General features: G+C 58.1%; 11 protein-coding genes. 7 read left to right on the forward strand and 4 right to left on the reverse strand.

The window, feature by feature from the left end; all coding sequences use genetic code 11:
• Window position 1: 1 nt before the first annotated feature.
• A complete protein-coding gene (locus FXO12_RS05840; protein ID WP_054897465.1) occupies window positions 2–703 on the reverse strand; it encodes a response regulator transcription factor in 702 nt (233 codons plus the stop codon).
• 171 nt (window positions 704–874) lie between these two features.
• On the opposite strand from FXO12_RS05840, the gene FXO12_RS05845 reads away from it, so the two are divergent.
• From FXO12_RS05845 to FXO12_RS05860, 4 genes are all read left to right on the forward strand, one after another.
• Window positions 875–2,017, forward strand: a complete 1,143-nt coding sequence (locus FXO12_RS05845) for an efflux RND transporter periplasmic adaptor subunit (protein WP_057977200.1) — start codon at window positions 875–877, stop codon at window positions 2,015–2,017.
• A gap of 6 nt (window positions 2,018–2,023) precedes the next feature.
• On the forward strand, window positions 2,024–5,122 hold the full coding sequence (locus tag FXO12_RS05850) for an efflux RND transporter permease subunit (RefSeq protein ID WP_057977198.1): 3,099 nt from the start codon (window positions 2,024–2,026) through the stop codon (window positions 5,120–5,122).
• A 168-nt stretch (window positions 5,123–5,290) separates the two neighbouring features.
• The gene (locus FXO12_RS05855; protein WP_054897468.1) at window positions 5,291–5,932 is read left to right on the forward strand and encodes a DUF1345 domain-containing protein; all 642 of its coding nucleotides are present in this window, start codon (window positions 5,291–5,293) and stop codon (window positions 5,930–5,932) included.
• A gap of 138 nt (window positions 5,933–6,070) precedes the next feature.
• Window positions 6,071–7,414: a hypothetical protein gene (locus tag FXO12_RS05860; protein ID WP_125919872.1), complete on the forward strand. Its 1,344-nt coding sequence runs from the start codon at window positions 6,071–6,073 to the stop codon at window positions 7,412–7,414.
• A gap of 75 nt (window positions 7,415–7,489) precedes the next feature.
• Here FXO12_RS05860 and FXO12_RS05865 read toward each other — a convergent pair whose 3' ends face one another.
• The 3 genes from FXO12_RS05865 to FXO12_RS05875 form a co-directional block, all read right to left on the reverse strand.
• A complete protein-coding gene (locus FXO12_RS05865; protein WP_306109891.1) occupies window positions 7,490–9,745 on the reverse strand; it encodes an autotransporter outer membrane beta-barrel domain-containing protein in 2,256 nt (751 codons plus the stop codon).
• 239 nt (window positions 9,746–9,984) lie between these two features.
• Window positions 9,985–11,979, reverse strand: coding sequence for a hypothetical protein (locus FXO12_RS05870; RefSeq protein WP_057977195.1), 1,995 nt, complete (start codon window positions 11,977–11,979; stop codon window positions 9,985–9,987).
• A 154-nt stretch (window positions 11,980–12,133) separates the two neighbouring features.
• Window positions 12,134–14,083: a hypothetical protein gene (locus FXO12_RS05875; protein WP_160049590.1), complete on the reverse strand. Its 1,950-nt coding sequence runs from the start codon at window positions 14,081–14,083 to the stop codon at window positions 12,134–12,136.
• 248 nt (window positions 14,084–14,331) lie between these two features.
• On the opposite strand from FXO12_RS05875, the gene FXO12_RS05880 reads away from it, so the two are divergent.
• The 3 genes from FXO12_RS05880 to FXO12_RS05890 all read left to right on the forward strand — a co-directional run bounded on the left by FXO12_RS05880 (window position 14,332) and on the right by FXO12_RS05890 (window position 17,223).
• On the forward strand, window positions 14,332–15,411 hold the full coding sequence (locus tag FXO12_RS05880) for a LacI family DNA-binding transcriptional regulator (RefSeq protein WP_275668964.1): 1,080 nt from the start codon (window positions 14,332–14,334) through the stop codon (window positions 15,409–15,411).
• Between the two features lie 95 nt (window positions 15,412–15,506).
• Complete coding sequence (locus tag FXO12_RS05885; RefSeq protein ID WP_054897472.1) at window positions 15,507–16,289, forward strand: sugar phosphate isomerase/epimerase; 783 nt, start codon at window positions 15,507–15,509, stop codon at window positions 16,287–16,289.
• A complete protein-coding gene (locus FXO12_RS05890) occupies window positions 16,282–17,223 on the forward strand; it encodes a sugar kinase (protein WP_054897473.1) in 942 nt (313 codons plus the stop codon). The genes FXO12_RS05885 and FXO12_RS05890 overlap by 8 nt, the downstream gene beginning before the upstream one ends.
• Window positions 17,224–17,239 lie beyond the last annotated feature (16 nt).

Below are 17,239 nucleotides of genomic sequence, written 5' to 3' on the forward strand. Positions count from 1 at the left end.
TTCAGCATTCCCACTCGGAACGGCTGAACAGATACCCCTTGCCCCACACTGTCTTGATCTTGCGCGCCTCGCCCGCATGGTCGTCGAACTTGCGTCGCAGCTTGGAGATGGCCACGTCCACCGAACGGTCGGTACCGTTGAACTCGATACCGCGCAGGCGTTGCAGGATCTGATCGCGGCTGAGCACTTCGCCGGCATGCCGGGCCAGCACCACCAGCAGGTTGTATTCACCACTGGACAGCTCGACCGCCTGTTCGCGCCAGGTCACGGTGCGTTCGGACAGATCAATGCAGAGGTTGCCCATGACGATCTGGTCGCTGGCCACCTGGGGTTCGGACAGGCTGCTGCGACGCAGCAATGTGCGCACCCGGGCCAGTAATACGCGCGGCTCGCAGGGTTTGGTCACGTAGTCGTCGGCGCCCATCTCAAGCCCCAGAACCTGATCGTGGCTGTCATCGCGGGCGGTCAGCATCAGGATCGGCAGCCCCGCCGAGTCGGCGCGCAGCAAACGGCACACCTGCAGGCCGTCGAGGCCCGGCAGCATCAGGTCGAGGATCACCAGGTCCGGCGGGCTAAGGCGTGCACGTTCGCGTACATGATCGCCGCGGCTGAGCACGCTGACGTGGTAGCCATTGCGTTCCAGGTAGCTGGCAATCAGCTCGGAGAGTGCGGCGTCGTCTTCCACCAGGAGGATGTTGGGCATGGTGTTTCCAAATAATGCTGTTTGTTGGTGTGTTGCAGGATTGTGCAAGGATATACGCCCCCGACGCCCTGCGCGCCGTACCTTACACTTCTTCACAGACCCGCTACACAGCTTCACAGCACCACGGCGCAGGTGCCCCTAGGATGCGCCAGTCAATATTGGGATAAGAGCATGTCGAAGAATCTGTTTGCGCCGTTTTGCCTGTTGGCCCTCACACTGGCGCTGAGCGCGTGTGGTCAGTCGGCAGACGAGGCGCCACAAATGCCCCTGGCCAAAGTGCGGATCGAAACCCTGCAGGCCAAGCCCCTCTCAATTACCAGCGAACTGAGCGGGCGCATCGCCGCACCGCGTATCGCCGAAGTACGCGCCCGGGTCGCCGGGGTGGTGATGCAGCGGGTGTTCAACGAAGGCCACGACGTCAAGCAAGGCGACGTGTTGTTCCGTATTGACCCGGCGCCGTTCAAGGCCGACCTGGACAGTGCCCAGGCCAACCTGAGCAAGGCCGAGGCCAATGCGTTCCAGTCGCGCCTGCAAGAACAGCGCTACAGCCAACTGGTCGAAGGCAACGCCATCAGCGGCCAGGAGTACGACAACGCCCGCGCCGCCCTGCGCCAAACCAACGCCGAAGTGGCCGCCAACAAGGCCGCCGTCGAGCGTGCCAGGCTGAACCTGGGCTATGCCACCGTGACCGCACCGATTTCCGGGCGCATTGGCCGCGCCCTGGTGACCGAAGGCGCGCTGGTCGGCCAGAACGAAGCCACGCCGCTGGCGATTATCCAGCAACTGGACCCGATCCACGCCGACCTCACCCAGTCCACCCGTGAGCTGAACGACCTGCGCCGCGCCTTTCGTGCCGGCAGCTTGAAGCAGGTCGGCCAGGACCAGGCCAAGGCCACCTTGATCCAGGACGACGGCAGCCTCTACCCGTTGCCAGGCAAATTGCTCTTCGCTGACATCAGCGTCGACCCGGGCACCGGGCAGATCATCCTGCGCAGCGAGTTCCCCAACCCGGACCTCGACCTGTTGCCCGGCAGCTTTGTGCGGGTGCGCGTGGAACAGGCCGTGGACAAACAAGGTATCAGCGTGCCGCAACGCGCAATCACCCGTGACAGCGCTGGTATCCCGATGGTGTTGCTGCTGGACGCCGAACAGACCGTCAGCCAGCAACCGGTGGAGTTGGGTGCGGTGATCGACAACCGCTGGATCGTCACCAGCGGCCTCAAGCCCGGCGACCGCATTATCGTCGAGGGCGTGCAACACGCACGCCCCGGTGAAAAAGTTGAAGTGGACGACAGCCCGCTCGTAAAGGAATAACCCGTCATGCCGCAGTTCTTTATTGACCGCCCGATCTTCGCCTGGGTGGTGGCCCTTTTTATCCTGCTGGCGGGCTTCCTGGCGATCCCGCAATTGCCGGTGGCGCAGTACCCCAACGTCGCGCCACCCAAGGTGGAAATCTACGCGGTGTACCCCGGTGCCTCGGCCCAGACCCTGGATGAGAGCGTGGTCAGCCTGATCGAGCAAGAGCTCAACGGCGCCGACCACCTGCTGTATTTCGAATCCCAGAGCAGCCTGGGCTCGGCGACCATTACCGCCACGTTCCAGCCGGGCACCGACCCGGAAATGGCCCAGGTGGATGTGCAGAACCGCCTCAAGGTCGTCGAGCCGCGCCTGCCCCAGGCCGTGACTCAGCAAGGCTTGCAGGTGGAAAAAGTCTCCGCCGGTTTCCTGCTGTTGGTCACATTGACGTCCAACGACGGCAAGCTTGACGACGTGGCGCTCAGTGATTACCTGGCGCGCAACGTGATGAACGAGCTCAAGCGCCTGGACGGGGTCGGCAAGGCCCAGTTGTATGGCGCCGAGCGAGCGATGCGTATTTGGATCGACCCGCAGAAGCTGATCGGTTTCAACCTCACGCCGGCCGACGTCAACGCCGCGATCAGCGCCCAGAACGCCCAGGTCTCAGCGGGCAGCATCGGTGACTTGCCGGGCACCCACACCCAGGAGATCACCGCGGCGGTGCTGGTCAAGGGGCAACTGTCCACTCCGGCGGAGTTTGCCGACATCGTGCTCAAGGCCAACCCCGACGGCTCCACCGTGCGCATCGGCGATGTGGCACGGGTGGAAGTCGGCAGCCAGGAATACCAGTTCTCCACCCGCCTGAACGGCAAGCCGTCCACCGCCGTCAGCGTGCAACTGTCGCCCGGCGCTAATGCATTGAGTACCGCAACGCTGGTGCGGGCGAAAATGGACGAGTTGTCGCGCTACTTCCCTGCCAATGTGGAATACAAGATTCCCTACGACACTTCGCCCTTTGTCAAAGTCTCGATCACCAAGGTGGTCTACACCTTGCTGGAGGCGATGGCGCTGGTATTCGCGGTGATGTTCCTGTTCCTGCAGAACGTGCGCTACACCTTGATTCCCACGCTGGTGGTGCCGATCGCGCTGATGGGCACCTTCGCCACCATGTTGCTGCTGGGCTTCTCGATCAACGTGCTGACCATGTTCGGCATGGTATTGGCTATCGGCATCCTGGTAGACGATGCCATCGTGGTGGTGGAAAACGTCGAGCGCATCATGGCCACCGAAGGCCTGTCGCCCAAAGAGGCGACGAAGAAAGCCATGGGCCAGATCACCGGGGCCATCATCGGTATCACCCTGGTGCTGGTGGCGGTGTTCCTGCCGATGGCCTTCATGCCGGGTTCGGTGGGCGTGATCTACCAGCAGTTCTCACTGTCGATGGCCACCTCGATCCTGTTCTCCGCTTTCCTGGCCCTGACCTTGACCCCGGCACTGTGCGCCACCTTGCTCAAGCCGATTGCCAAGGGCGAGCACCATGCCAAGGGTGGTTTCTTCGGCTGGTTCAACCAGCGCTTTGACCAACTCACCAACCGTTACGAAGGTTGGGTGGCCTATGCCCTCAAGCGCAGCGGCCGCTACCTGCTGATCTACCTGGTATTACTGGTGGGCATGGGCCTGTTGTTCAGCCGCCTGCCCTCCTCGTTCCTGCCGGTGGAAGACCAGGGCTACACCATCACTGATATCCAGTTGCCGCCGGGCGCCAGCAAGAACCGTACGGTGCAGGTGGCCGAACAGATCGAGGCGCATAACGCCGGCGAGCCTGGGGTGGGTGATACCACCATGATCATGGGCTTCAGCTTCTCCGGTTCCGGGCAAAACGCCGCGCTGGCGTTTACCACGCTAAAGGACTGGTCAGAACGTGGCAGCGATGACTCCGCTTCCTCGATTGCCGATCGCGCGAACATAGCCTTCAGCGAGCTCAAGGACGCGATTGCCTATGCAATCCTGCCGCCACCGGTAGACGGCCTGGGCACTTCCAGTGGTTTCGAGTTCCGTTTGCAGGACCGCGGTGGCGTCGGCCACGCCGGTTTGATGGCCGCACGTACCGAATTGCTGGACGCTGCAGCGAAAAGCCCGATCCTGGCCAACGTGCGTGAAAGCGCCTTGGCTGAAGCACCACAAGTGCAGCTGGAAGTGGACCGCAAGCAAGCCAACGCCCTGGGTGTGTCGTTTGCCGACGTAGGCAACGTGCTGTCGTCGGCGATAGGCTCGGCGTATATCAACGACTTCCCCAACCAGGGCCGTATGCAGCGCGTGGTGGTGCAAGCCGAAGGCGACCAGCGCAGCCAGGTGGCCGACCTGATGAAAATCCACGTGCGCAACAACGCCGGGAAGATGGTGCCGCTGTCAGCCTTCGTCGAAGCCAAGTGGACCCAGGGCCCCACGCAGTTGACCCGTTACAACGGCTACCCGGCCATCGCCATCAGCGGCGAAGCGGCGCCGGGGCACAGCACTGGCGAGGCCATGAACGAAATCCAGCGTCTGGTCAGCCAACTGCCCGCCGGGCTGGGCCAGGAATGGACGGGCTTGTCGTTGCAGGAGCGCTTGTCCGGTTCCCAGGCCCCGCTGCTGTTGGGCCTGTCGCTGCTGATCGTGTTCCTGTGTCTGGCCGCGCTGTATGAAAGCTGGTCGATTCCCACCTCGGTGTTGCTGGTGGTGCCGCTGGGGGTACTGGGTGCGGTGTTGGCCGTGTCGCTACGCGGGATGCCCAACGACGTATTTTTCAAAGTCGGCTTGATCACCATCATCGGCCTGTCGGCGAAGAACGCGATCCTGATCATCGAGTTCGCCAAGGACCTGTATGACCAGGGCGAGGATTTGATCGACGCCACCTTGAAAGCGGCACGGTTGCGACTGCGGCCGATCATCATGACGTCCCTGGCATTCATCCTCGGCGTGGTGCCATTGGCGATTGCTACGGGGGCCAGCTCGGCCAGCCAGCAGGCGATTGGCACCGGTGTGATTGGCGGAATGATCACGGCGACATTGGCGGTGGTGTTTGTGCCGGTATTCTTCGTGGTGGTGATGAAGCTGGTGCGCAAGCGCCATAAACCAGACTGATCAGTGGGCGCTGGCTTGCCTGCCATGACCGCGGCACAGGCGACATAAGTGTTGCCTGAACCAACGTTATCGCAGGCAAGCCAGCTCCCACAGGGTTATTGATTGCATTCATGATCAGGTACACCCGAATAAGCTATGGTGCTCACAAATAGTTATCTGTGAGCCACCATGCCCTTCCTCGCCCGCACCCACCCTCGCCTCTCATCCGCCGCCGTACTGGGCCTTGCAGTCGGCCTCCTGGTGCCGGCCGACACCCTTGCCAGCAAAATCCTGATCGGCTGGAACGCCGGGGTCTGGACCTACCTGATACTGATGCTCTGGTTGACCATTCGCGCCAAGGCCGAAGACGTCAAGCGCATCGCCGAAGTCGAAGACGAGAACGCCGGCCTGGTGCTCTTCATGGTGTGCATCGCCGCCATCGCCAGCCTGGCCACCATCACCTTCGAACTGGTGGGCAGCAAGGACCTGGCCACTTCCGAACGTCTGCTGCATTACGCTTTTACCGGGCTGACAGTGATCGGCTCCTGGCTGCTGATCGGGGTGATTTTCAGCGTGCACTACGCCAGGCTCTATTACACCTGGCAAGGCAAGGAGCCGGCGCTGCGCTTTGCCGAGGGCTTGCTCACCCCCAATTATTGGGACTTCCTGTATTTCTCCTTCACCATCGGCGTGGCCGTGCAGACATCGGACGTGGGTGTTGCCACCCGTAGCTTGCGTAAAGTGGTGCTGGGGCAATCGTTGATCGGGTTTCTGTTCAATACCGCGATCCTGGGGTTCTCAATCAATATTGCGGCAGGGTTGTTTGGCTAGGCCTGGCTAAGCGTATGGGTAAAGAAAACCGACGAATGGACCGGCAAACCTGTTAGTTCTGACAGTTGTGCAGCGCGTGCTTATGGCGCTGAATTGAATCGCTCACAACCAACCCATCCAAGGGCACGGGGCTGATCCATGTCAACACAACCAATGAACAGTAACTTGGTGCTCAATGGCAACTTCGCCCATCGTGAACGCTATTGGAACGTTACTGCCACCGCTCCAGGCCGAGTTGATTTTTCCCGCCAGCATTGCGTGATCACGGGGCGAGGCCGGGCGGAACAAGACATATCGGTTTCCGATACCGCCTCCTACTCCTTCAGCCTGTACACGTTGATTACCTATAACGGCGCCGGGTCAGCCCGACTGGTATGGCAGCCCTCGGGGGCGACTGAAACAATCACGCTAACAGGGAACCATGGCTGGACCCATCATGTGAGCACCTTTCGCCCACCTACCGGCACCACCGGCCTGACGCTACAACTGATGGGTAATGCTGGCGACGTCTGGTTCGATAGCCTCCAACTGGTGGAAGACGGCGGCGTGGTCATCCCTGTCGAGTTGATCCGTAACGGTGATTTCGCCGACAACAGCGATCATTGGATAGCCAACCGGCCAGTGGGCTCCTCCGTGACATTTTCCGACAACGAGTGCCAGGCAAACCTCGGGGGGTCCATCGAACAAGAGATCGCGGTCACACCCGGCCAGACCTATGATTTTTCCATCGATGCCATGACGCCAACCGAAGGGCACGGTTTCGCGATGTTCCATATTGCACCCGGTAACACGCCACAGATAGAACTTCGGGGGGGTGGCGGCTGGGATAATTACACGTCGTCGCTGACCATCCCTGCAGGCGTGACTGAGATCACCTTAGAAGTGATAGGCACCACCTTCCTCGTGGTTGACAACCTGTCCCTGAAATCAGCCCCCGTGCCAACGATTAATCAAAACCGCCCTCATCGCACACACACGTACCGCCCATCGCAGGAGAACCGTACCATGAGCAATGCCAATGCCCGAAAAGCTGCCCGCCAGGAATCCGCAGAACGTTTTTTTCAAGGTTCGATCGGAAGCGAGAACTTCAAGGCGGACTTTCGCAAACATGAATTGAAAAACAACTTCTGGCTGGCGGAAGGCGCCATGAAGATACCGCCCACAGAAACGTCAAGACAGGTGGTCATTTTCAAGTACCCCACTACCACGGACTCCGGCCGTTATCAGTTGGAGAAAGACAGTGACGAACATCAGTTAGCCGTCATCCTGATGACCATTAATGAAACGCCCCTCCCGGCTTATCAAGCACATCGAGGCACCGTCGAATTCTTTCATAATTCCGACGACCATACGGTCACAGGCGCACTCGACGTCTATCTTATGGACGTCAACAACCAAGAACTGCGTGTGCAAATGCTGTTCAGCCTCGATAGAACCACGCGGCGCAGACCTACCCGTGTCAATACCGTTCAACCTCGATAAACCCCGGCATGAAAGTCAACGCCCCGAACCTCGGGGCGTTTTCAAGCATCGTTGAAATCCAGTGGCACTGCCTGATTACCAGCTATATCGCACGCCGAAATTTGCCCCCCATGGCTGATCCACGTGCTTGCCTTGGCCGTAGTCAAAATCTGCATGCAATTGCATATTTTGGGACAGGGTCAGGGCGACACCCACGCCGACCTCGACACGAGACCCCGACAGATTATTGTCAAATGTCTGGTTATTGACCGACACCTTGTTGCTCTTGGCAAATTCGTGGGCAACGCCACCACGCAAGTAAGGCTGAAGCATACTGCCGTCATCCAACATAAAGTCGCGGCCTACTGTCACCCCCAACTTGCCCTGCACGGAGTCGGTGTGGCTACCCTTGGCTTTGAGACCATTGTCCAGGCTATAGCTCTTGCCTTGTACTGTAACCACGGACGCTTGGGCGAAAGGCTCGATAAAGAAATCATTATCCAGCTTGATATGACGGCCCGCTTCCACAGACGCACCCAAGGCATTTGTACTGTATTTGCCCTTCGCTTGCCTGCCGTCGCTCAAACCGACAGTGGAATCATTGTTCAAGCGGTTGGCTTTGATGACGCCGTCAAAATAGTAACCACTCTCCTCATCCAACCAAGTGGCATACAGACCTGCGTAGTAACTCTGCACACTACCCGAAGTACCCCGACTGAGATCCAGATCAGAAGTACTATGGCCCGCCATTACCCCCAGCAGCCATTGGCCTTCTCCCAAGGGGGTATCCGCCCCCAAGGAGAACCCGCGCTGGCTTTGTTCATAGGCACCCGCATCACCACCACTGACCTCATATTTATTGCCATAGGCACGCAACCAACCACCGGCTGCGGCGCCGTTATGCCGAATCTCTCCCATGCGGCTACGCAAAGATGTCATCTCGCCATACCACACGGTTGGTGCCGTGTTGAACAAGGCCAATACCGACCGGGTGCCTGGGCTGACAGTGCGATTATTCGGGTCAAGGAACCAATCATTACCGTCTTGCCGGAGGCCATAGGACCAGGCCCCAACATCCACATTACCGCCTACCAGCGCAAACTGTGCGTCACCGCCACCCGTGTGAACGATATGCACATCACCTGGGTTTACCGGTTCTGTACCGCTGCTGGTAAGCAACAGGTCGTGATGGCCGGTTGCGTCACCCGTAATATTCAGGAAGTCCGTCAGGCCCTGAGCGAAATCAGTGCCCATGACAAAAGTGCCTTGGCCCGACAAGCTCTTGAGGTCAAGTTGATAGAACGCATCGCTATCCCCAAACTTGACCGTGCTATCGGCAAGGCGCAAATCACCCACCTGGCTATTGCCGGTCATGACCCACATGGATTGCTCGCCAAGACTCAACGACGAAACGTTTTCCAGGCGGCCAGTCAATGAGGCGAGATCAGTGAGCTGAAGGTGAGCCTGGCTACCACTGCTGACAACGACATCGCCCTTGAGCTGGCTATTGGCGATATTCATATTCGCCGTCGAGCCGCCTTTGACTTCCAGCAAGTTGCCATTACCACCGGTGAGCGTCGAACCGTTGCGTACCTCGATATTCGCCACCGCACCCTGGCCCCGAGCACCGTCTACGAGCAACGCAGCACCTGTGGTACCGGTGACATGAGAATCGTCCAGGATAAGGGTATTAGGCCCGGGCGCATGCCGGTCAAACGACATTTCAATACCGTTACGTCCGCCTGAAATATTGCTCCCAGACGCCCGTGCCGCCGAGCTCTCCAACCTCAACCCAAAGCTGTCGGCGCCCGTGCCGATTGACTGACTGCGCACCAACTCCAACGCACTGCCACCAGTAACAACTGCACCACCGGTTGCTCCCACCAGGACACTGCCATTGACCGTCGCGGTGGAAATGTCGGTTGAGTTTGTAAATTTGCTCACCAGTAAACCATGGTAATCGGCACTGGAAATCATACTGTCGTTGATCTGCGCAGTGCTGCTGAGCAGCGTTACGCCAGTTTCGTAAGCCCCGGAAGCAGTGATACGACTGTTATCGACAGCCACATTAGAGCCGTTCTGAGCGACAACCGTCCCCAGGATCGTACTGTCCGCGCTGACATTCAGGTTCGAGGCATTAGCATAAATGGCCTGCGTCCAGCCCCGTATGACGTTAAGCGTGGCATTTTGCAATTCAAAGGTATCGATATAATCATCGTGCCGGATGGTTTCGGTGCCATTTTCGATCAACCGAGCATGAGCATTTGGCGCCAGAAGCAACAAGGTCACAACAGATGGCACCTGCATCATTGCAACCAAGGGTTTTAATTTAAAGTACGAATTGATCTTCACAAGACACCACTCATTTAACAGGCATTCCAGAACGGAACTGTTCGGCCTATTTCCAGAGGGGTGGAGCCAGGCCATTCAAGGCCGCAAAGTTACAGATCAGGCTTACCCTAATATGTAGGATTAATCCGAACATAAGGGTAGAGATGGGGAGATTAGCTGTGTGAAAGTGCAAAGCGCGTGCAGTGCAACCGAAGGGTGCCGAAGGGTGCCGAAGCACCCCGCAGTCCGCAGTCCGCAGTCTATTGTTCTACCAGGCCGTCTTCCAATGCAGTGGGTGGTTGCTCCTCGCAAAAAAACCCGTTCAAGTCGGTGAACCGTGTACGGGTCCAGGCTCTTACCGAAGGCTGCTCTCCTTCTCCCGGGATCGGCACAAAATAGTGAAAGTCCACCGAATTGCGCGCCGCTGGCCGAAGGGCCGTATAGGGGATCTTTATGTCGAAACCGTTGGAAACCATATCGGGCGTCAGCGGCAACGAGCTTAGGGCCAGTGTATTGCCCAACTGAGTGTCTCCGGTAATGTCACTGAATACGCGGAATTCGCATCGAACGACCATGTGCTCTTGGAAATACACTGTATTACCAGGAACCCTGACCGTCGCCTCGCGAGTCGCTCGATTGAGGTCGGTACACGCCAAAAATGCGGTCGCCTTGACGAACCTTGGCTCTTCCAATACGACTTTGTTGGCCGCCACAACTACATTCTGCGCAAGTGAGCGCTGGGTATTGTCATTAGTCGGCCATCCCAGCGTATAGAACACTGGGAGCGTTCTATTGCCGACTTCACGAATGATTGACCAAGGCACCGTTCGCGTAAGAGTGTCACCGCCCCCTTCGTTCGTCAGTGTCAACTCATCAAACTGGTGGGCCAGATCCCCCCAATACCATTTGATTATCGTACCCGGCGCGGGAAGAGGGGTGCTCCAAAGCACGGTCTCGATAGTCGCGTCCCTATTGAAGTCAGCGTCTGTGAGCTCATTTTCCTTAGTCGGGTCAACGCCGAAGACCCGCACGCGCGCGAGCAAACTGTTTTCCGGATCTTCACCCGGAGCAGGGCCAGGCGCAGAAAAATCGACATCAATAGTGTGAGTAGGCGCATCGGTTGATGTCCCATTGCGATCAACAAAATAGTCGATGGTCATGGGAATCTCGCCAGCACCTCCACCATAATGGGCCAAAAGAGTATCACTGCCGACAGGCAGCATTAACGGAAAAGGCAGATAAAGCTTAACGTCAAAACGTTCCGGAGCCTGCGTGCCGATGGTCAATTCGATCACGTCAATGTCGGTTAAATTATTTTCATATTCTGGAATAGCAATGAAAACCCCGTTCGGCTCATAAAGGTCTTGTAAATCAAGCAGCCCGTCACCAGGAAGAAGCGCCAACGGCACATAGGCTTCCTGCGGATCAGGGGCTGGTGTCAGGTTCAACTCAATTCGCGCAGGTACCGAGTCTTTGCTGACATTCCCTGCAAGATCCCACAGGCGGTAGAACAAGTAGTTCTGCCCTCCTTTATTACCAGTAATCAGGTTCCACGGCAGCGTAAAACTCAACGAGTCGTCCACAGGAAAGGTGTCAATAGGCTCAGACAGCTGTGAAGAAAATTCCGATGAAAAAAAGACTTCGATATCATCACCGGCGCGCCGAGAGATGGGATAGTCGCGAAATGTACATTCCATCCCGGCTGGGTGATCCTCCACATCCTGCTCAGTAATTTCACCTTTCGACTCCAAATAAGCAGGGAACAAGGGCGCTGCCGGGTGCCTGGGGTCTTCTGGCGGGGTAAGGTCGACCTCCAGGGGAGCACCTCTTAACAATCCCGTCTGCGAGTTACCTTCATGAATGACATAGCCGACCTCATGCTCCCCTTCCACCAAACGGGCCGCCGGAATATCACGGGTGAACGGTTGATCAATAGGCTCGTGGACAGGAGAAGCTGTATTGAAGTCTACCATGTGCATCGGCGCACCCCAGTTCGTTGCGCCTTTACCGCGCATATGCACTGCGAGTCTGGTGATTGCCGGGTCAATGCCTTCGTCATCTGCAAACTGCCCAATATCGAAGGTTACAGTAAGCGGTTTCTTCGACGCCTCCTTGGTAATCAACCCATCATTATTCAACGCATCAAACGTGGGCAGGGGCATCGCCAGCACACCCGCCCTGCGCTGGCACAGCAGTTCTTTATTGGCCTTGCGCGATGCAATGGCGGCCTTTTGTTTCTTACTCAACGTTGCCATCTGTATTCTCCTTTTGCACTGAGTAACACCAAGACAATCGAACAAACACATGCCTTCGAAAAAAGACACGTTTCAAATAGAACAACTGTTGCGCTGCCACTGCCAAACGCTGCAACTTACATCGACGACCAACTACTCAAGTCGGCTTATACCTCTAGTCTTCAGGGCCATCACCATTCGGCCCGCAATAGATATTGCCCACTCTTTTACGATCAATTTTTGCATAGCGTAATCTTGAGGAACCTATCACTCTGTTTTTGCGCCACAACGTATAGATAACCGACACCGAACTTCCCGGGCTCTGGGGATCTGGTGACTTGATGGGTTTAATCTTCTCGTCATAGTTGCGTTGTTCGAAGGTATAACCTTTTTTCGCCTCTTCTTCAGTCAGCCGATGCGTCAGGGTATCCGCAGTTGATGTAATCGCCTGTCCCCCTCCCGCAAACTCTTCATAGCCCTGCCACTCCACGACAAGATCGTCATCTTTGCGAAAGACCGTTTCCGGAAGAATCTGGACAGGTATGTGATCCCACATAGCCGGGTTAGCGTCACAGCCTATAAACATATTGCTATTGGCACTTGGAAACTCAACACGCCTTAATACCTGTGGAGGTACAACATCGACCATGACTTCAGTAAAATTGGAAAGCTGCTCATTAACGCCGTTGAATGTCGAGTAGTACACTCGTAGTTTTTCATCATTCCCTGCATCGACAATCACCTGCCAGGGAATATCACTGAACGTCACGCGTACGCCTTCAGCATCGCCACTACCGGTATCCACAATATAACTTGCCACCGGCTTATCCATACTGGGGAAGCCCCCCCAGAACAACTCCAACACCTCACCATCACGAGGCTGGTGATAAAGCAGGACGCTGGCATATACGCGCTGATCCTTATCACGTATATCAATATGGTTGTCCGTCTTCGAGCCCTCGCCAAACACAGTCACTGTTGGCAAGTCGAGGTTAAGCAACGCGGGGGCGTTGATATGGTCTTGCCCTGCCACCCTGAAGTCCCAACGGATTAACGTAGGGGGGCTGGGCAACGTCGGCGTATTGCTGCCGTACCGTGTAATGGTGTAGGTGGCCGAACCTTCTGCAAACCCCATGCCCATCGATATCAACTTCGACCACGGGATACCGGCGCCGAACGGCATCTCGGTAACCTCCTGCGCATCAAGCAGGGTACTGCCCCACCGAATGGTGACAAGATCGCGAGCATTCCAGTTGTCATACTGAACGTTGGCCACCACACCAATCCGTGCATCGTGCCGATTGATCAAGCCACTTGCCATGGCAGGGATGACAAGAGGTTTGAGGTCTGAGGGTGCTTCCTTTAATCGGACTTCAACGGGCGACTGGTCGGACCTGGGGCCTCGATTACCGGAGCGATCTTGAAGGCGCAGGTGAACGTATTGAGTTCCGTTGTGGTACAGGCGAAACAAATCCACAAGAATGGGAATAACAAGTGGGCTATTTTCGTCGGGAAACTCTACATAGCCACTCGGAGCACTATCAGGTGGAGGACTTTGGTCCGAAATATAATAATAAACCCTGTCATAAGCCCGCCGGCCGAGGTAAGCAGACAATACCAAATCGACTGTGCGATGCCGGGCCGCGTAGTCCTCATCTATCGTACCCACCGGGAAGGCAGGCGTTGGCGGCGTAACGTTATTGTTTGGCGGCGTCCGGTCAATTACCAGGGTACGGAAGTCCGAGGTTGTGGGTATACCGGTTTCGTCGGTGATCCGATAAGCCAGCCGGACGGTACCGTCATTTTCCAGATAGTCGCGCGGCACGGTGACGGAAAAAGGGAAAGGCTTGGTAATGGGGCCATCCCACCGCTCCTTGAAAGGAGGGACACCTTCGCCTCCGCTGCGTGACCAAACGATTTCGACAATATTGAATTCACCGGCCTGCGCAGCGTCATCCCACAGTTGCGGAATGCGCACAACAAGATCGGTATCAAGATATTGATGAGGTATATAACCCTCAGGAATCGGCGGATTAGCATCATCCAGGATGGGCACCTCTATATCGACCAATCGGAAAATGCCGTTGCGTGAAAGTCTACTTCCAGTGGTTTTTTGAGCGCTCATCAGACTCTCCCGTCAGACCGCTTGTACCTACACCCCAAAGGCGTGCCTGTGACCAATTAAACGCGCAATCTGCGGTATCGAATACTGTCAGAACTAACAGGTAGGCACTGCCATTCGTCGCTTGGTAGCTGATTCCACCCACATCGGATGCTTGACGAAACGGTTGACTTGAGGTTTCCTGAAACCGGTTTCAGCCTGGGTATTCCCGACTGAGGCCCAGAAAACTCCAATAAGAAAGGCCCGCGACCGTGACTCCTTTTTCCGCCGCCCAGCGCACCCGTGTCACCATGCTCGACGTCGCTCAACGCGCCGGCGTGTCCAAAGCCAGCGTGTCGCGTTTTATCGGCGATGACCGCGCCCTGCTCTCCGACGCGATCGCGCTGCGCATCGAGCAAGCCATCGAACAGCTTGGCTACCGCCCCAACCAGATGGCCCGTGGTTTGAAACGTGGCCGCACGCGCCTGATCGGCATGCTGGTGGCCGATATCCGCAACCCCTATTCCATCGCCGTGATGCACGGCGTCGAAACCGCCTGCCGTCAGCATGGCTACAGCCTGGTGGTGTGCAACACCGACCGTGATGACGAGCAGGAGCGCCAACACCTGGCGGCGCTGCGCTCGTACAACATCGAAGGCTTGATCGTGAACACCCTGGGCCATCACCTCGACCAACTGCTGGAGCTGCAACAGGAAATGCCCCTGGTGCTGGTGGACCGCAAGGTCGCGCCGCTGCACAGCGACCTGGTGGGCCTGGATAACCCGGCGGCGGTGCGCATGGCGGTGGGACACCTGGAGCTGCAGGGTTACCGCGACGTGCTGCTCGTAAGCGAGACCACCGACGGCACCAGTTCACGTTTGGAGCGCCTGGAGAGTTTCAATCACGAAATTGCCAAGCGCCCGGCGTTGACAGGCGCCGTGGTTGAACTGGATGGCAACCTGGAAAAGCGTCTGCAAGCCTTTCTCGCCAAACCCGGCCCCAAGGCACTGTTTTGCGCCAACGGCGTGGCCGCACTGGCCTGCACCCGGGTGCTCAAGGCGCTGGGCTGCGACCTGTTCGGCGAGGTGGGCTTGATCGCCCTGGATGACCTGGACTGGTACCCGCTGGTGGGCAACGGCATCACCGCCCTCGCCCAACCGACGCAAGCGATTGGCGCCAGCGCCTTCGACTGTTTGCTCAAGCGCCTGCGCGGCGATACCGCCCCCACCCGCACCCTGGATTTTTTACCCGAGCTGATTATCCGCGGCTCGACGCCCCCTTATGACCCTGGCTTTACTGTGGCGAGGGAGCTTGCTCCCGCTGCGGTGCGAAGCGCCGCCAAGAGCCGGTGACTGCTGCGCAGTCAAACGGGAGCAAGCTCCCTCGCCACAAGCAGTCAGTGTGTTCTTGTCGATAAAAATGAAACCGGTTTCAGAGGTAAACAACAATGCATAAATACCCCGTCTCCATCAGCCTTTCCAGCTACGGCGCCGACCTGGTTCGCCAGCAGGGCCAATTGAGTTTTGTCGCATTGCTTAGCGCTGCCGGTGCCCAGCGCATTGAATGGCGTGAGGAGCTGCTGACCGACGAACACCCCGCCACCCTGGCCCAGGCCGCTGCCGCGCAAGGCCTGGACAGCGTGTTTTCCTCGCCCCTGGAACTCTGGGTCGCCGGCCGAGCCCAGCCCAATGCCGAGCTGGCCGCTACCCTGGACCGCGCCCAGGCCTTTGGCTCGGGTTGGCTGAAGGTGTCCCTCGGTTACTTCACCGACACAAACGACTTGGAAAGCCTGCACGCCTTGCTCAATCGCCACCCGGTCAAGCTGCTGGTGGAAAACGACCAGACCCTGCACGGTGGGCGCATTGAACCGATGCAACGGTTTTTTACCGAAGTCGAACGCCTGGGCCTGCCGGTGAAAATGACCTTCGATATCGGTAACTGGCAGTGGCAAGACCAGTCCGCGCTCACTGCTGCGCGGTTGCTGGGCCGGCATGTGGATTACCTGCACTGCAAGGCCGTGGCCCGTCGCGCCGATGGCAAGCTCGTCGCCTTGCCGCCGGGCGCCACCGACCTGCATCTGTGGGAACAACTGCTTAAACACATGACTCAAGGTATTACCCGGGCAGTGGAATTTCCGTTGCAGGGCGATGACCTGACCGAAGTCACCGCGCAACAGGTCGCGACCCTGGCCCGCCTTGGCCAACCCCATGTGGAGAACGCCCATGTCTGAGCTCGATATCCTGTCGTTTGGCGAAACCATGGCGATGTTTGTCGCCGAACAGACCGGCGACCTGGCGCAGGTCGGGCAGTTTCACAAACGCATTGCCGGCGCCGACAGCAACGTCGCCATCGGCCTGTCGCGCCTGGGGTTCAACGTGGCCTGGCTGAGCCGCGTGGGTAACGACTCCCTCGGGCGTTTTGTGGTCGATACCCTGACTAAAGAAGGACTCGATTGCCACCATGTGGCCGTCGACCCGCTGAACCCCACCGGCTTTCAACTCAAATCCCGGGAAGAGGCCGGCGCCGACCCTCAAGTGGAGTACTTTCGCAGAGGCTCGGCGGCCAGCCACTTGTCCATCGATGCCATCCATCCGACGCTGCTGCAAGCCCGCCATCTGCACGCCACCGGCATTCCGCCAGCGCTGTCCGATGCCACTCGCGCACTGTCGTTCGAGCTGATGACCCAAATGCGCAAGGCCGGACGCAGTGTGTCGTTCGACCCGAACCTGCGCCCGTCCCTGTGGGCCAGCCAGGCGCAGATGATCCGCGAAATCAATGCGCTGGCTGCTTTGGCCGACTGGGTCCTGCCGGGCCTGGGCGAAGGTCGCCTGCTGACCGGTTTTGACGACCCGGAAGACATCGCCGCGTTCTATCTCGACCAGGGCGCCGAAGCCGTGGCGATCAAGCTCGGCGCCGAGGGCGCCTATTACCGCACCCATATGGACCAGGGTTTTGTCGCCGCCGTACCGGTGGCCAAGGTCGTGGATACCGTGGGCGCCGGCGATGGCTTTGCCGTGGGCATGATCAGCGCCCTGCTGGAAAACTTGAGCTTCCCCGAGGCCGTACAGCGAGGTAACTGGATCGGCAGCCGCGCCGTGCAGAGCCGTGGCGATATGGAAGGTTTGCCGACCCGCGCTGAATTACCCACTCGATCCGTTGCGTGACCCATTACCTGTTGCC

Origin of the sequence: Pseudomonas sp. J380 (assembly GCF_009827115.1) — a bacterium.
GTDB lineage: Bacteria > Pseudomonadota > Gammaproteobacteria > Pseudomonadales > Pseudomonadaceae > Aquipseudomonas > Aquipseudomonas paracarnis.